Below are 15831 nucleotides of genomic sequence, written 5' to 3'. Positions count from 1 at the left end.
ATTTTGGAGACTCGCTGAAAATAAGAACTTACGAGAAAAGATTTTTTTTAAGGCACGTGTTATGCACATCGTAAGCCCTTATTGTTGAAAAGCTGTGGAAAGCGATTCTGCGGGAAACCTTCGGGAGGGGTGATTAAAGGGTAAATTCAGCGATATAACCCCCGTCCCTGCCGAAACTTACGTCGGATGGGAGGGTTAGTTTAGTACGCCTTATAGCCCCCCTGTCGAGCTCACAAAGGAGTTTGTGCAAAATTCCATAATTTTCGGACTTTTCAACACTGCACGTGCTGTAAAACAGCTTTTTCACCGCCGGCAGACGAGTTAGAACTGTTTTGATTATGTCGTACTGCTGAGAGTTTAGCTGCTTAATGCCCTCGGGCCTGAGGCGGTAGCGCATATCCAGCCTTTTGGAGAGCACACCCGAATTAGAGCAGGGAACATCGAGCAGAACTGCATCAATCTGCCTGTCAGCGGCGTATTGGAAGGCCTGTTCATAGTCTAAAACGGTGATATTATCAAGCCTCAGGCGCTGCTTGTTTTCTCTTGCCTTCTCGAGACGAGCGGGGTTTATATCCGTGGAGATCACCTCTCCTTGACCCTGCATAAGCTCTGCGAGATGGGAAGACTTGGTTCCCGGGGCGGAGCAGAGATCGAGAATCCTCTGTCCCGGGGAGGGGTTTATGAGAAGCCCCGCCTCAAATGCGGTAATATCCTGCACGCAGAAAAGGCCTTCCTCGAAGCCTGGAAGCTTTTCCACTGGCCTGCCTGCCTTCTCAAGGGCAATGATATCTCCCTTGCGGTAAGCTGCTGCCCCTTCTTCCCTCAGCAGCTCAAGGAGCTTTTCCGGCGTTGTGAGGGTTTTGTTTGGGCGAAGATAGAGCCCTGGTTTTCTGTTTGATGCTCTGCAGACAGCGCAGGCCTTCTCCCAGCCAAAATTCTTCAGCCAGCCGGCCACCAGCCAGCACGGGAGAGAATAGACCTGACTCAGGTATTCAGCGGGCTCTTTATCGGGGCTGCTGAAAATATCCTGCTTGAACAGGCAGCCGGCTGCACCTGATACTGGGAGAAAATCAGCCCTGAGAGGGCTTTCAACACTGCGGCTGGAGATGTTTCTGATTACAGTTCTGAGCACTGCATTTGCAAAGCCTCTCTGCTTTTTGCCGCCGGCGAGCTTAACCCATTCGTTTACGGCTGCGTAAATCTCCTGTTTCGGCCGGTAGATTATATCAAACACCCCGCACCTGAGAACTGTCCAAAGCTGAGGCGATGTTTTCTTTTCTCCTGCCCCTGAAATCTTTGCTGTAACGATATCTACAGCCGGAAGACTGCGAATAATCCCGCAGCAGAAATTATTGACAAAAGCCTTGTCGCTGCATTTACTGAGCAGATCGGCGAGAAGCGATTCGGTTTTTGTTTTACCGGGCTTATAGTAAGTTAATGCTTTTAGTATAAGTTCTCTGTCATTCATACTTAGGCTGAATATTTAGAAACTTATCATCACTTCCGCTGTATCTTCCGTTTTCGAAGGCCTTGAAATCCATCATACTGCTGTTTTCAGGCTTCAGCCTATTGATTGCAAGAGCACCTTCCCCGCATACAACATTCATATTATCATCAAGAGCTCCAACCTCCTGCGAGGAACCTTCCGCCTTTTCAGCAGGCTCTGCATCGGCAATAATCACCTTTATAATTTTCCCGCTCTTGCCAATTTGGTATCTTGTTTGGGCTTCAGGCCACGGCCAGAATGCCCGCACCTTGTTTGCGATATCCTCAGCGGAGCTGTGCCAGTCTATGATTCCGTCAGATTTCTTCAGCTTTCTGGCGAGCGTAGCGCGGGTTTCATCCTGAGGAATATACGAGGCGGATCCGTTTTCAATCTTATCTATCGTTTCAAGCAGAAGCTCGGGGCTCAAAACAGCGAGCCTGTCGTGCAGGCTCTTTGCGTTGTCGTCTTTATAAATCGGGGTTTTCTTCTTTCCGAGCATATAACCCGCATCCATTTTCTCGGCGAGCGTTATTATCGTTACGCCGGTTTCTTTCTCGCCGTTGAGAAGTGCCCAGTTTATCGGGGCTGCGCCTCGGTATTTCGGCAGCAGGGAGGCATGCACGTTTATTGCCTCATATCGAGCCTTTTCGATGAAATCCCTGCCGACCTTCTGTCCGAACGCTATCACAACGAAGAGATCAGGTCTGAGCGTTTCGGCGAGCCTGAGGGACTCATCAGAGTTTATATCAGCGGTTTCAAAGCACGGTACTGAATTATGCTCAGCCCAGTCTGCTGCTGGGGTTTTGCGAATTTTCCGCCCCCTGCCGGCCTTATGTGCCGGCTGAGTGGCAACTTGGACAAGCTCGTGCCTGCTGTCTCTAAGGGCTTCAAGACAGGGCAGTCCGAAACCGCTTGACCCGCAAAAGAATATTCTCATTCATCACTCCCCTGCCTGCTTCTTAAATCTTCTTTGAGCTGTTCTATCTGAGTCCTGAATCTCAGCTTCGAGATTCTGGAGATTCGTTCAATTATCGTCTTGCCGTTGAGGTGGTCGTTCTCGTGCTGGACACATTTTGCCAGAAGCCCTTCGGCCTGCAGAGTAAACCGCTCGCCGTCAAGGTTAAGCGCGGTAACAGAGACCTTCGAGGGCCTTTCAATCTTAGGATTTATCCCGGGAACTGAAAGGCAGCCTTCCTCCATACCGGTAACCTCGCCGGAGAGCTTCAGCTCGGGGTTGATGAACACCGTGGCTTTCTCCCTGTCTGCCTTGAGAGACACCACAAATATCCTTATTCCTGCGTTGGCCTGAGGAGCGGCAAGACCAATCCCGTTGGACTCAACCATAATATCGAGCATCTTATCAACAAATGCCCGTATATTATCATCTATTTTCTCAACCTCCTTCGCCTTCTCCAGAAGCACCGGCTCAGGCCAGAAGGTTAATCTGCATTTATCCAAATCTATCATAATCTTATCAAATATTTTAAGCTTAAAGCGGGTAAAAAAACGACTGCCCCTTATTCTACTATTTCTGGAATAAATTTCCAGCGAATAAAACCAGCTTTCGGCAGTCATTAAAAAAGGCGCAGCAGATAAACATAGCCCTGCTGCGTCTTTTTTGTAAAGCTTTGTATCGGCTTTTCTGTTTAAATCTAATCTTTCAGCTTTGCTGGCTTGCAGAGCCTGTCTTTATCCGAACATACCAGCCCGCATTTTTTGCAGGCAAATTCCGGCTGACTCACCAATTTGGTGTATTTTTTGATATCCTTCTTAACGATATCCTTCTTCACTAAGCCGCACATCTTTTTTGAGCTCATAATCTCGCCCCTTTCCGGCCGGTTTTAAGTTCTTGAATCAAGGAATATATTCACAGGCCCGTCAGCCTGACTGTCAATTTTCATATGTGCGCCGAATACGCCTGTTTTCACCTTCAGGCCGCTGTCTTTGAGCATTTCTACGAGAAGTTCGAAAAGCCTCTTCGCCTCTGCCTGTTCTGCAGCGCTGTCGAAGCTCGGTCTGTTGCCTTTTCTGCAGTTAGCGCCTATTGTAAAATTGCTGACAAGGAGGATTTCCCCCTTCACATCCACAGGGCTGATATTGAGCCTGCCGTTGTCATCGGAAAATAGGCGAAGGGAAGAAATCTTCCTCGCTATAAATTCCAAGTCGTATTCGTTATCACCTTTAAGGATTCCTACGTAAGCAAGAACCCCTTTCCCGATTTCGCTGACACTTTCCTCATTTGAACTCAGCGAAGCGCTGTTTACTCTCTGAAGTACCGCCTTCATATATTCTCCGTTTCTCTTTATTCCTCGTTTACATATCCGTGTACATCGGCCCGCCTGCCTCGGGGACCGTCCACTCAATGTTGCTATACGGACATTTCCTCTGACATGTTTTGCAGTGCAGGCAATTAGATGTATTTACCGGCCCTACATGTTCCTGCATTTTTTCATAAACCTGCCCCGGGCAAAACTTCAGGCAGGGGCAGTCGTATTTCCTTGCACATTCCCACTTGCATATATCCACATCCTTTATCACAAGATGGGGCTGCTGATTCTCACGGTGCTGAACACCGGTATGCTTTACGAAATCCGCCTGATCGAACAACCCTTTGCCAGAATACGGGTAAGATTCTGTCATCTCACGCTTATTGTCTTCCCGAATGTTAAACAAAGGCAGCATAAAGTCAATATTTCCGAGGCCGAGGCCTAATGTAACGCCGAATTTAGAAATAATCTGACGGAATTTCGCTGCCCTTTTCATCTGGTCTATCAGTCCGGAGAACTCAAGCATATTTGAATAATTTTTGGCAAGAGATCCGCCGTTTTTCTCTTTCATACTCACCGCCTTTCCCGCCTGCAAGCCGGAAAGAACTGCGTTTGAGAGTCCCTTCATTCTGTGCATATTAACAAAGCCCGCACAGTCCCCTGCGAGCAGGACATTAGAAGTACCTGCAAATGTAGAGCGTACTTTATCTCTCGGTATTGAATGGAAGCCGCCCTCAGGGATAAGCTTTGCCCCTGCCTCAAGAACCCTTCCTCCCCTGAGATACTGGGCTACCTTCGGGTGCTTCTTGAAGAGGCAGAAGGCCTCATAAGGGCTGTAGTCTTTGTATTTCCAGTCTAAGGCTGAGATAAGTACTACTGCAATACGGCATCCTCCAAGCGGATAAAGAGCCCCTCCGCCGAAAATAGAAGGGCTTGAAAACGGCTTCCAGAGCGGGTATCCGGCAAAACGTATAACATTTGAGCTGCCGAGGGCCTGGTACTGCTGCCGGCTAACTTCAATCACCTCTTTAACTCCTAGCGAATAGATCTGGGGCTGGTTTCTCTCAAGCTCAGAATGGGCAATGAACTGCTCGGTAACATAGCCATCTGCGCCTTCGGCAAGAATCACATCCTCAGCGCTGATGAGCTCTCCCGGGGTGTAGTTCATCTGCTTTATCCCGCCTTCATCAAGGCCTTTATCAGCTAGGCGCACTCCCTTTGCCCGAGCGGTTTTATGGTCGAAATCGACAAACTCCGCTGGAAAGCTGTAGTATATCTCCACCCCCTTCTCTACTGCCATCGCCTCTACAACCCTCACTAATTTCGAGACAGAGATGATTGTTTCGCCCTGCGAGAGCATCTTGCCTGCAGAGAGCTTCAGGGCTTTTGCAAGCTTTAACTGGGGGGTTATTCTGAACGCCCTTGATTTGGAGGAGAGCATAAAAAACTGCTCATTAAGAACCCGTCTGCTTAGAAATTTGGAAATCTTTTCATTATCCTGCCAGCCCGGGAATGCGAGATTCAGGAATTCATACAAGGCTGAAGGGTCGAACGTGCCGCCGGAGAGGTTGTGCCTTCCCGGGCCGGAGGCCTTGTCTATCACGCATACGCTTTTCTCCGGACACAGAGATTTTGCAGCCGCTGCTGCGGTAAGCCCTGCAACTCCGGCACCAACAACAAGCAGGTCAACGGTTTTATAATCAGCAAATTTGTTCATAGCATACTCTCCAGAAAACCGCGGATTTTATTCAGCGACTGAACTGCATCGCCAACATAATAATAATCGCTCTGAGCAAAAATCGGGCAGCCCGGATCACTGTTTATACTCATTATAACAGATGATTTCTCAATTCCAACAATATGCTGGACAGCACCTGAAATACCAGCGGCTATATACAGTGAGGGTGATACGGTTTTGCCCGTTTGCCCTATCTGGAGATTACGGTCTGCGAAGCCGTGCTCCACGGCGGCTCTGGATGCACCTGCCGCCGCAGAACAGCTGCACGAGAGCTCCAAAACCTTTTTGAAAGGCAGGATTGTTTCCTCGAAGTTTTCTTTCGAGGCTAAACCCCTGCCTGCCGATATTATAACATCGCAGTTAAAATCGCTTACCTTGCTCCCTGACTGGCTTTCAACAGCGATATCCCTGTCTTTAACGAGGGCTGCTGGGAAATCGACCAGCTCGCACTGCCTTTCCTGATCGCTTATCGCTGCTGTAAACCTGCCCGGGCGAACCGTGGCCATAGAGGTAGTGGAGTTAATCGTTTTTATCTGAGCCATTATATTGCCCCCGAGAGCCGGACGCGTTTGGATAAGCTCGAAACCGCCGTCGGATTTTTTCTCGAGGTGAAGGCTGGTGCAGTCTGCGGTGAGGCCGCTGCCGGTTATATATGCGCAGATTGGAGCTGCAACCCTACCGAAAAGCGTTGCGCTGAACATAACGATCTTCGGCTTTTTGGAGTTTACAAGCTCCCCGAGCATCCTGCCCTGTCTCTCACGGTTTTCGTTTACACCGCAGTTTGGCAGCCGGTAGATCTTGTCTGCCCCTGCCCTTGCGGCCTTTTCCGCAAACTTCTGGTCTGGCGAATCAAAGGCCGCAAGGCAGCATACCCCGCCGATCTCGGATGCAAGCTTTCTGGCCTCGGCGAGCAGCTCGGCAGTGCATTCTTCGAGCTTATCGGAGGGCTCGCACACCACCCACACCTCACTGCTGTTTGTCGGCTTGTAATCAACAAATCTGCCGGCAGATTCCCTGCGATGCTTTTTTTTGCAGCTTTGAACTATAAGCTCGCTGAACTCCTTGAGGCTGGTAATGTGCTCTTGTTTCCGCTGATTCTCTTTCGGGCGGAATATCTTCACAACTTTCGTGAGCGAATTGGACATCCCGCTGCCCTCGAGGCCGATCATCTCAGCAGTGAGCCTTTTGTGCGGCTGGACTCTCGCCCATCTAGAGCGGCTGAAGGATGGGTACAGGGGGTATTCGAATGAAGATACAGTGAGCACGAAGGACTTTTCGCCCGTGCTGAGAAATACATCTCCCCCCTCCTTTATGCAGGAGAAGTGAAACCTTCGGTCTCTGTAGTCTCCGTCGAAGGCATAGCTGATTATTGGAAGATTCAAAGCGGCAGCCGTCTGCGGAAGCACCTGAGCGGTATCTCCGTCGCAGGACTGCATCCCCCCCGCCACTGCATACGGCTCATCGCCAAACTCTTCACGAGCAATTTTCTTAATAGCTTTTGTCAGGATTTCGGCAGTTGCCCAAGTGTCAGCACCTGCAAACCTGCTGTTTTGGAGGTGGAAAGCCTTGTCCGCAGCGAGCGAAAGTGCTTCATAGAGCGCCTTCGAGGCGGGGGCAGGCCCCATCGTAAGGGCGATAAACTTGTCGCTGCCGTCTGCCTTGCGGTCTGCTATTCTCTTTGCAAGGCTTATTGCCGATATGTCCTCGGGGTTGGTAATACCGGGCAGTGAGGCCCTTCTGAGGTTGCCTGTTTCGCTGTCGAAGCTGCTGTCTGTGATCCTTGAAACGTCGGGGACGTACTTAACAAGAAGTATAAAGTTCATAATAAATAGCTTTTCTCATACAATCTTAAATGTTATGATAATTAAAAACATAATTTCTGATAACTATTTTATATGCGGGCGAATGAAAAGCAATTATGACAAATTAACAGAGAAGTTCGGAGAACAGCTCAACAAGGTGAGAGGTAAGGTGCTTGATGCGGCCATCTCTCTTGAAGAGCTCTCGGAGGAAGCGGATAAACTCAACGAGGGGAAGATGCTCAGGCCGCTGTTCTGCTTCTGCATAAGCAGAGGGGAAGTGGACGAGGAGACAATTAATTTTGCAGCCTCTATCGAAATCGTGCATAATGCGAGCCTCATCCACGACGACCTTCTTGATAAAAGCACGGTAAGACGCGGGCAGGTAAGCTTTCCCGCAAGGGAAGGGGCGAATTCCGCCCTGCTCTACGGCGATTCGCTGATGTCTGAGGCGGCTCTTCTGTGTCTGGAAAAGTGCGGGGCGGAAAAAACAAAATCGCTGATGAAAGCCGTGAAGGATATGTGCAGGGGCGAGCTCCTGCAGGAACAGCAGAAATTCTGCGGTGCAGTTAGCTCGGATGTTTATATGAAGATAATCTCGCTGAAAACTGCCTCGCTTTTCCGTACGGCGGCTGAAGGGATCAGGCCGGAGAGCTCCAAAGCCGGATTCGCAGCGGAGAAATGCGGGTCTGCGTTTCAGATTTCAAACGATCTTGAAGACACAGAGGCCGACGCAGCAGCGGGCATATACACACTGCCGTATATCCTTGCCTGCGAATCGGAAAGTTTGGCGGATGTATTCGGCAGGCACAGGGTTTTAGCGGCCGGCAGAGGCCTTGAGCTCTTGGATGAAGCTAAAAAAACGGTATTGAACTGCCCTGAAGAATTCGGCGAGGAGCTTATCACCTTCATCCGCTACCTTCAGGAAAGGCTGCTCGGGAAATGAGCCTCACTGATTCTCACGTTCACCTTCAGGACGAATGCTTCAGGGACGACCTCGAGGAAGTTATCCAAAGGGCGCTCAGCTCAGGTGTGAGGCGTATGGTCTGCTGCGGGACAAATCCCGAAGACTGGCAGAGAGTTTCGCTGATATGCCAAGATCACCCCTGCCTGCTGCCGGCATACGGGGTGCACCCTTGGTTTGCCGGCCGGCTCAGCGAAGGCTGGAAAGATAAGCTGCACGCCTTGGCAGACCGCTCTGCGGCTATCGGCGAGATCGGGCTCGATAAGCTGCTCTGCAATGAAAATATTGAAAAGCAGATTGATGTGTTTAATACGCAGCTCGATATTTGCCTCGAGGCCGGCAAGCCGGCTATTGTGCATTGCCTGAAGGCGTTCGGGGCATTAATGCAAACGCTGAGCAGCAGAAAAGAAAACCCGAGGCTTCTTATGCATTCCTACAGCGGCTCTGCTGAATTTATGAGGGAGCTGGGAAAGTTTGATGTGTATTTCTCGTTCAACGGCAAAATGCTTCAGGACAACTGCAAGAGTATGCACAGGGCTATTCGCAATGCACCGGCAGGGAAAATACTCCTCGAAACCGATTCGCCCTATCTTACCCCGCCTGAAGAATACCTGCTTCAAGCAGCGGCAGAGAAGAATATCAAAAACAATATGGGATACCTCAGAAATGAGCCGGCAAACATACCGCTTATATGCAGGGGAGCTGCAAGGCTCAGAGGCGTAAGCCCGGAGGAGCTGGAAAGGCAGACTGAGGAGAATTTCCAGATTTTATTCTAAGATTTATAATAGCGCCATATCTTTGCTTTTTGCAATAAGGTACGCATTTTTCGGAAGAGCCATATTTTTTCCTCCAGCAATCTTAGTTTATCGCAGCAAAAGCGAAAGCCAGCACCTTTTCAAAAAAATAAAAAAATCAAGGCTTTTTAAGATATAATATGAAAAGCGAATTTCGAAAGTAATCTTATTTAACGAGGAATGTATATGCATAAATCAACAGCAAAATGCTTGCCGACCATCGTTTGCTGCGTTCTTTTAACCGCAGTTTCTGCGGTAGGCGCAGAATTTAATCTCCAGCCTATACCATCAGAAGTAAAAGAAAACTTCCTTGAGAGTAAAACATCGAAACATATTATAGCCAATGATGAATATTTCGTCTGGGGTCTGAGCGTGATGAAATGGGAAGACGGCAAATATCACGCCTACTACAACCGCTGGCCGAAATCAAACGGCTTCGGCGCCTGGCTCAACAGCAGTGAAATCGTTCATGCAGTAGCTGAGGATCCAGAAGGCCCATTCCAAACAAAAAACGTAGTGTTAAAGACCCGAAAAAGCAGGGGCTGGGATCTAGTGAACTCCTCCAATCCCTATGTATGCCAAGCAGAGGGGAAGATCTGCTTATACTATATCGCCAACGACCTCTCAGAGATTAAAACCAATGCTGAAGAGTCTGAGAAGCTAAGCCTTAGCTGGCTTAGAGAGAACGGCAAGACTGTAAGGAACACCCAGCGGATAGGAGTTGCAATAGCAGACAGGCCGGAAGGGCCGTTCCGCCGGAACGATTCCCCTGTGGTTGTACCGCACGGGAATTTCAAAAATATAGCAGTTAATCCTGCCGTTATCTATCAAAACGGAACTTATATGATGATTATGAAAGGCGACAGCGCACGAAGAGAGGGGTGGTTTAGAATACAGCTTATCGGCGAATCGGATAAACCGGAAGGTCCGTTTAAGTTTGATCAGGAGCCAGTATTTGATCAACGGCAAACAGAAGATGCCTGCATTTGGTATGACAAAGGCTTGAAGGAATACTTTATGGTATGCCATGTTCTAGGGGGCAATGATCTTCGGTGTTTCAAGTCTTCAGACAGGAAAAACTGGGAGCCAAATTCAGAACCCGTTTTCACTGAAAAGCATATACAACTCGACAACGGAAAAATCTGGAAACCAAGACGTATGGAAAGGCCTTTTATACTCACCGATTCGCAAGGCAATCCGGAGACGGCATATTTTTCAGTATTATATCAGGGCAGAAGCGCGAATATTGCCGTGCCTGTAAGGAAAGAATAGTTTCAGAGTTCAACACTGAGCCCACAAAGGATATATTTGTATAAAGTTTTGTTGACGCACAAAGCCGTAGGGGCGAATAAATATGTTCACCCCTATGGGCACGTTGGACTTGGGTTTTAGCTGCGAAACAAATCTACGAATTCAACTGTTCGGCAATGTCATACTCGATCCAGCCGCCGCCTCTTTTCCATTTCGGCGGAGCCATTTCACTTTCCCACTGCTTATAAAGCTTCTTGAGATGCTTCAACTTTTCAGGATACTTCTCTGAAAGGTCGTTCTTTTCTGAGACGTCTTCTGCGAGATTATAAAGACCGGTCGTGCCATCTTCCTGATGAACCCATTTCCAGTCTCCTTCCCGAACGGCATATCCCCTGCCCCTCTTCCAGAAGAGTGTTTTATGGGGGCGTGATTTCTTTTTGCCTTTCAGGTATGGCAGGAGATTAACGCCGTCGAAAGGCTTGCCGAGAATCTTGCTCCCCCCTGCTGCGGCATAGGCTGTGGGAAGGAAATCAAACCCGCTTACAGGATTATCATAAACAGTATTTTCCTTTATCTCGCCCGGCCACTTCATTATACAAGGCACGCGGATTCCGCCTTCCCACTGCGAACCCTTCATGCCGCGGAGCTTTCCGTTTGAAGCACCGTTATTTGTGCCGCCGTTATCATTGAAGAACATAATGAGCGTATCATCCTCAAGCCCAAGCTCCTTTAGCTTGGCGGAAACTCTCCCAATGCTGTCGTCCATCGCCTTTGTCATAGCGGCGTTTGCCCGCCTTCTCCAAGGCTCAACATCGCTGAACTGCTCCAAGTCTTCCTCCTTAGCATGCATTGGAGTGTGAACGGCGTTATAGGAAAGGTATAAGAAGAACGGCCTGTCTTTATGCCTTTGTACGTAATCAACGGCATAATCGGTGAAATCATCTGTGGTATAGGTAATCTTCTCTTCGGGATAAACCTTCTGATTCTTTATCATCACATGGTGCTCGTTTACTTCTCCTTCGATCGGGAAGTAAGAACGGGCGCCGCCAAGGAATCCGAAAAATTCATCGAAATTCCTGTTCCACGGCTGAAACTGCGGACGAAGCCCCATATTCCACTTGCCGATAACGCAGGTGCGGTAGCCGAGGGATTTGAAGTAGTCGGCGAAGGTTTTCTCGTTCGGGTCGAGGCCGAGGTCGTCCTGAGTGTAGCCGGGCATGGGCTTTGCATCGGGGCCGTTGAATTCGTGGCCGAAACGCTGCTGATAACGCCCCGTGAGAAGCCCTGCTCTTGAGGGGCAGCATACCGAGGCTGTTACGTAAGCCTGCGAGAATCTTGTGCCGGTTTTGGCAATCGAATCGATGTGCGGGGTCTGCTGGACTTTTGAACCCTGAAATCCGAAATCACCGTATCCGGCATCATCTGCGAGAAAAATTATTACGTTAGGCCGCTTATTAGAGCTAATTGCATCCTTCGCAGCCTGCTTTGATGCATCACTGGCTGCAAAAGAGGCTCCTGAAAAGGCTGAAAATGCCAACGAACTGCACGCTGCTTTGAGAAAACTTCTTCTTTCCATTATGTATCCTTTTAATAGAACAAAACAATATTAGCCGATGAAACACTGAGCTTTCACTAAGAGCTGATTATAATTATTTGCTTTAAAATTACCAGAATCGCGAGGCGGGAAGGTTTTGTTATTTCCCCTTGCCTATTCTCTGTTCTCGGCTATTGTTTGCCCTTATAATGAAAGGCGTCTAAATTTGAACATCCACGCCGTTTTGTTTCAGTGCTTCAAAAACTGCGAGCATATTTTCCAGCGGCACATTACTCTGCACGTTATGAATGCTGGCAAAAACGAACCCGCCGCCGTCATTGAATATTTCAATCTTTTCGTTTACTTCCTTACGAACATCATCAGGCGAACCAAAGGGAAGTATGCTTTGGGTGTCTATCCCGCCGCCCCAAAAGACAATATCATTGCCGAATTCATTCTTCAGGCTTCTGGGATTCATATTTGCAGCAGAGGTTTGAACAGGATTCAAAATATCAAAGCCGGCCTCAATCAGATCCGGCACCAGTTCAAAGACAGAACCGCAGGTATGGATGAAAGTTTTCCAGTTAGTAAGCTCGTGGATCTTTTTGTTCACAGCTATATGAAAAGGCTTATACAAATCTCGGTATGTTTTTGGAGAAACGAACAGCGAGTTTTGTGCGCCGAAATCAGTGCCGCTTACAAAGGCCACCTGAGCATAATCACCAACAGCTTCAGCAAGCATCTCAATATTTTTCAAAGCAACTTCACACTGCTTTTCGAAAACCTTTTGAACATAATCCGGCCTTAAAACCGTGGACATATACCATTCGGAAATGTCCCGAATTCCCTTGGGCCTTTTAAGGTAAGGCCCGGGAACCACCGCTATATCTCCGAATCCCACTGCCGGCAGAGTTATATATACACCATATTCTGTATTATCGTATAAGCTTTTGGCCTTTGAGGCATAATAGTCAACCTCCTTTTGAGAAAGCAGGGCAAAATCTTCGCAATTATCTTCAGGATTGAGATTGTTTTCGTCAATCGGTTCCTGGCGAATAATCGAATCAAAAAAATAGCTGTGAGTAGGCATTTTTGCGCAAGGAGCAACGCTTTTATCGCCCTGCGGATACAGCAGCACTGCACCGTCATCATCGATGGTATAATTAAATTTTTCAGGTACAAGGGTCGGCGTTCCGTCGTGCATATCGAAAGGCTTCCATCCTTCATTCGGGAATCCAAATAAAGTGTTAGGGGCATCTACGCCTGCGACATCTATACCGAGAGCTTTTCTGAGCGGCTCATCTACTTCCCCGAGCATCTGATAAGGCTCTATTATTTTAACACGATAATTATCGTCCTCACCGAGAACAGCTTTCCTTAGCCTGTAAACCGCCCCTGCTCCCATTCCGGTTTGACCGCCTGCGCCAAAATCAACGCAAACGCGGTCCGGCTGGCGATGATTCAATGTTTCCAGTAATCTCTGGCGTGAGGTTAAAGTTTTCTGGTGTGTATCCAAATTTGTTATTCTCCTCTCTATTCAATAGCGGAATAAATCCATAGAAACAGATTTTTTATGAAAGAGGGCTCTGAATATCAGAGCCCTAATTTATTTGTCAGCAGTTATGGATTATTCAAAGCACTTTTCAACTGGATAGAGATTACACTCCATCCATTGAGCCGCAAAGTGAACAAAATCTTCAAATCCAACTTTGCAGTCGTCTGTGAAATCCATAGGAATTTCTTCAACACATATTTTTGCCTCAGGAACAAGCTCAACATATTTGAGGGCAACATCACCCGCTGTAAGCGGATAGCTGTAAATGCTGACATCGTCAATCAATCCCTTATATGGATTTGTTGCATTATGCAATTCGTATGAATCTGCTATACCAATATTGACAGGCTGTTTCGACTTATCCGGCGCTATATCTTCAACTGAAACAGAATTACTGAGCTCACCATCAATATACAGCCTAACTTCATCTGCTGCGTTGTCGTAAACACCTGTGAGCATATGCCACTGTCCGTCATAAACAGTTCTTTCGTCTCCCTCAACACTTGCTGCGCCGCCGGTACCGCGTACAGAAAAGCTTGGGTAGCCGCTTGAAGATGCTGACAAGATCCAACCGCTCCAGTCTCTGCGGTCGAACTCTGCAATGGCTCTGTCCTGCTTGGCTACAATGCCTGCCCAGTTCGGGTCGGAAGTGTTAACCCAAGCGTTAACAGTAACACCTTGAACGTACGAATTGAAATAATCTTCTGAACCCGGAACAGTAAGGTAAGCATTAGAATCGCCTTGCAGGCTTACAGAATAATCTCCTTCAATGGCATTAGAATCAAAGCCCTGCTGGCCTGAATCCACAAAATCGATACCGTCTAACTGGGCATCCCAGCTGCCTGAAGAATCAGTCAGGTCGTTGTTGAATTTCCAGTTGGCAACTTCCTGCTTAAGCCAAAGCCCTGCTGGAATTGATGTATCGGTTTCACTGCTGGAATTTGAAACAACGCAGTAGTACCAGCCTTCATTAGCGGCATTTGCGGTTACTGTCAGCGTGTTAGAATTAGTTCCAACCACTGTATCGCCGCTGTCAATCTCAGCATCGGCTGATTTCTTCCATTCATAATTTGCGGCAGTAGCAGAAGAGGCTTCAACAATGAACTGAACAGTTTCGTTTTCTTCGGCGACAACGTCTTGAGGCTGAGTTTTAACCAGAGGTGCATCGCCGGAATATTCTATTGCGATCCAGTCTGCGCTGAAGTTGTTCCACCATTTAGTCCAGATATCAATTCCCAATTTCTGCCCTACGAAATCTGAGTGGTCGCTGCTGTTGAATGATACAGTGTATGTGTCATAGGGCTCTTCAGTTGCCGGCCAATTAAACACAGGAGCAACATCCTGCTGTATGAAATAATCCCACCAGAGATTATCCTGCACGCTCCAGACATTCACTCCAAAGGCTTTTGCGGGATCGTTTGGATCCCCTGATTCTTTATGCCCCTCAGCACCAATAATAATGTTGTACTGAGCATTCGGCTGGATCGTCAACTTTGTATTCTGAGCCATCTGTGAATATCCGCCGGAAGCCCACCAGCTGCTCATGCGAATAGCCGTACCGTCTCCGGTTTCAGTAGTGTCCATTCCGTCTGTAATCAGCTCCCAAGGAACCAGGCTGTCCATATCATCGGTAAAGACAATTTCTGCTGATGAATACGAAACCAGCAGCCCTGCGACTAACGATAAAATTAATTTGAGTCTCATTTTTTCCCCTTTAATAATAAACATATTAAGCATTTTTCCTTCTTCTCATAAATACAGCACAGCCGGAACCAAGCAAGGCGAGAGTTGCAGGCTCTGGAACCTCAGAAACCTTAACTGTGTCAACAGTTTGGCTGGCATCATAATTACCCATAATCTTAAACCCAAGGTAGTTTCCTACAGCGTCTGCATTATTAGTGCCGTATGTATTGAATGAAACTGTAATCATAGGAAACGGGTCGCTGGTTGGCGGCCATTCTTCATATACAGGATCTACGCTTTCCTGCACAATAGAGGTATTGCTGCTTTCATCCCAAAAGTACAATTGAAGTTTTGTTGATTTTGCAAGGGTTGAACCTTCTTCAGCCACCTGATGACCTACTATTCCGAAGCTTACTTCATACTCTTTTTCTGCGAGGATAGTTTCTTCAGTGGTTCGCAACATATGAGCATATCTGAAATCAGACTCCCAACTGCTCATGTGGAAGGCAGTGTCGTTGCTTCCAAAATTTACCTTGCTTATTCCTCCTGTACTGGAATACCACGGGCCCCAATCATCCATGTCGTCTTCCAAAATCAGCGCCGCAAAAGACTGGGATGTTAAGAGAAGAACTGAAACAAATAGAACCCCATTAATTAATTTGTGCTTTAACATAATCTTTACTCCTAAAAAAGTAATAATAATTGAGAAGGGCAACACGCCCGATTTCTAACACATATTCAATTTCATTTTTCAATAACT

At 47.8% G+C, this 15831-nt stretch carries 14 protein-coding genes; 3 read left to right on the top strand and 11 right to left on the bottom strand.

Translation table 11 applies throughout. The features are described 5' to 3' along the window. Positions 1–133: 133 nt before the first annotated feature. From STSP1_RS12295 to STSP1_RS12270, 7 genes are all read right to left on the bottom strand, one after another. Positions 134–1468: a transcription antitermination factor NusB gene (locus STSP1_RS12295; RefSeq protein WP_085756623.1), complete on the bottom strand. Its 1335-nt coding sequence runs from the start codon at positions 1466–1468 to the stop codon at positions 134–136. Further along, the gene (gene fmt / locus STSP1_RS12290) at positions 1461–2423 is read right to left on the bottom strand and encodes a methionyl-tRNA formyltransferase (RefSeq protein ID WP_085756622.1); all 963 of its coding nucleotides are present in this window, start codon (positions 2421–2423) and stop codon (positions 1461–1463) included. The genes STSP1_RS12295 and fmt overlap by 8 nt, the downstream gene beginning before the upstream one ends. Next, positions 2420–2953: a peptide deformylase gene (def, locus tag STSP1_RS12285; protein ID WP_161491740.1), complete on the bottom strand. Its 534-nt coding sequence runs from the start codon at positions 2951–2953 to the stop codon at positions 2420–2422. Before def ends, fmt begins: the two co-directional genes overlap by 4 nt. 185 nt (positions 2954–3138) lie before the next feature. Continuing rightward, positions 3139–3303 (bottom strand): hypothetical protein, encoded by a 165-nt coding sequence (locus STSP1_RS12560; protein WP_161491739.1) that lies wholly within the window; start codon positions 3301–3303, stop codon positions 3139–3141. Between the two features lie 24 nt (positions 3304–3327). Further along, positions 3328–3771 (bottom strand): D-aminoacyl-tRNA deacylase, encoded by a 444-nt coding sequence (gene dtd, locus STSP1_RS12280; protein ID WP_085756620.1) that lies wholly within the window; start codon positions 3769–3771, stop codon positions 3328–3330. A 28-nt stretch (positions 3772–3799) separates the two neighbouring features. Then, positions 3800–5470 carry an electron transfer flavoprotein-ubiquinone oxidoreductase gene (locus tag STSP1_RS12275; RefSeq protein WP_085756619.1) on the bottom strand — a complete coding sequence of 557 codons (1671 nt, stop codon included), beginning with the start codon at positions 5468–5470 and terminating at the stop codon, positions 3800–3802. Next, positions 5467–7314 (bottom strand): FAD-binding protein, encoded by a 1848-nt coding sequence (locus STSP1_RS12270; protein WP_085756618.1) that lies wholly within the window; start codon positions 7312–7314, stop codon positions 5467–5469. The genes STSP1_RS12275 and STSP1_RS12270 overlap by 4 nt, the downstream gene beginning before the upstream one ends. A gap of 82 nt (positions 7315–7396) precedes the next feature. Between STSP1_RS12270 and STSP1_RS12265 the strand changes: the two genes are divergently transcribed. The 3 genes from STSP1_RS12265 to STSP1_RS12255 all read left to right on the top strand — a co-directional run bounded on the left by STSP1_RS12265 (position 7397) and on the right by STSP1_RS12255 (position 10320). Then, positions 7397–8236, top strand: a complete 840-nt coding sequence (locus STSP1_RS12265) for a polyprenyl synthetase family protein (protein ID WP_161491738.1) — start codon at positions 7397–7399, stop codon at positions 8234–8236. After that, on the top strand, positions 8233–9030 hold the full coding sequence (locus STSP1_RS12260) for a TatD family hydrolase (protein ID WP_085756616.1): 798 nt from the start codon (positions 8233–8235) through the stop codon (positions 9028–9030). Before STSP1_RS12265 ends, STSP1_RS12260 begins: the two co-directional genes overlap by 4 nt. Before the next feature lie 204 nt (positions 9031–9234). Next, the gene (locus STSP1_RS12255; protein ID WP_085756615.1) at positions 9235–10320 is read left to right on the top strand and encodes a glycoside hydrolase family protein; all 1086 of its coding nucleotides are present in this window, start codon (positions 9235–9237) and stop codon (positions 10318–10320) included. 133 nt (positions 10321–10453) lie between these two features. On the opposite strand, the gene STSP1_RS12250 is transcribed toward STSP1_RS12255, so the two are convergent. From STSP1_RS12250 to STSP1_RS12235, 4 genes are all read right to left on the bottom strand, one after another. Continuing rightward, entirely contained in the window at positions 10454–11875 is a 1422-nt protein-coding gene (locus STSP1_RS12250; RefSeq protein ID WP_085756614.1) for a sulfatase-like hydrolase/transferase, read from the bottom strand. A 178-nt stretch (positions 11876–12053) separates the two neighbouring features. Next, positions 12054–13349 carry a uroporphyrinogen decarboxylase family protein gene (locus tag STSP1_RS12245; protein ID WP_204845166.1) on the bottom strand — a complete coding sequence of 432 codons (1296 nt, stop codon included), beginning with the start codon at positions 13347–13349 and terminating at the stop codon, positions 12054–12056. Positions 13350–13460: 111 nt separating this feature from the next. Continuing rightward, positions 13461–15092, bottom strand: coding sequence for a LamG-like jellyroll fold domain-containing protein (locus STSP1_RS12240; RefSeq protein WP_161491737.1), 1632 nt, complete (start codon positions 15090–15092; stop codon positions 13461–13463). A gap of 25 nt (positions 15093–15117) precedes the next feature. After that, positions 15118–15744: a PEP-CTERM sorting domain-containing protein gene (locus STSP1_RS12235; protein ID WP_085756612.1), complete on the bottom strand. Its 627-nt coding sequence runs from the start codon at positions 15742–15744 to the stop codon at positions 15118–15120. Positions 15745–15831: the final 87 nt, after the last annotated feature.

The organism is Sedimentisphaera salicampi (assembly GCF_002117005.1).
Lineage (GTDB): Bacteria > Planctomycetota > Phycisphaerae > Sedimentisphaerales > Sedimentisphaeraceae > Sedimentisphaera > Sedimentisphaera salicampi.
The sequence above is the reverse complement of the archived record's forward strand: the minus strand, read 5'-3'. Positions and strand labels throughout refer to the sequence as shown.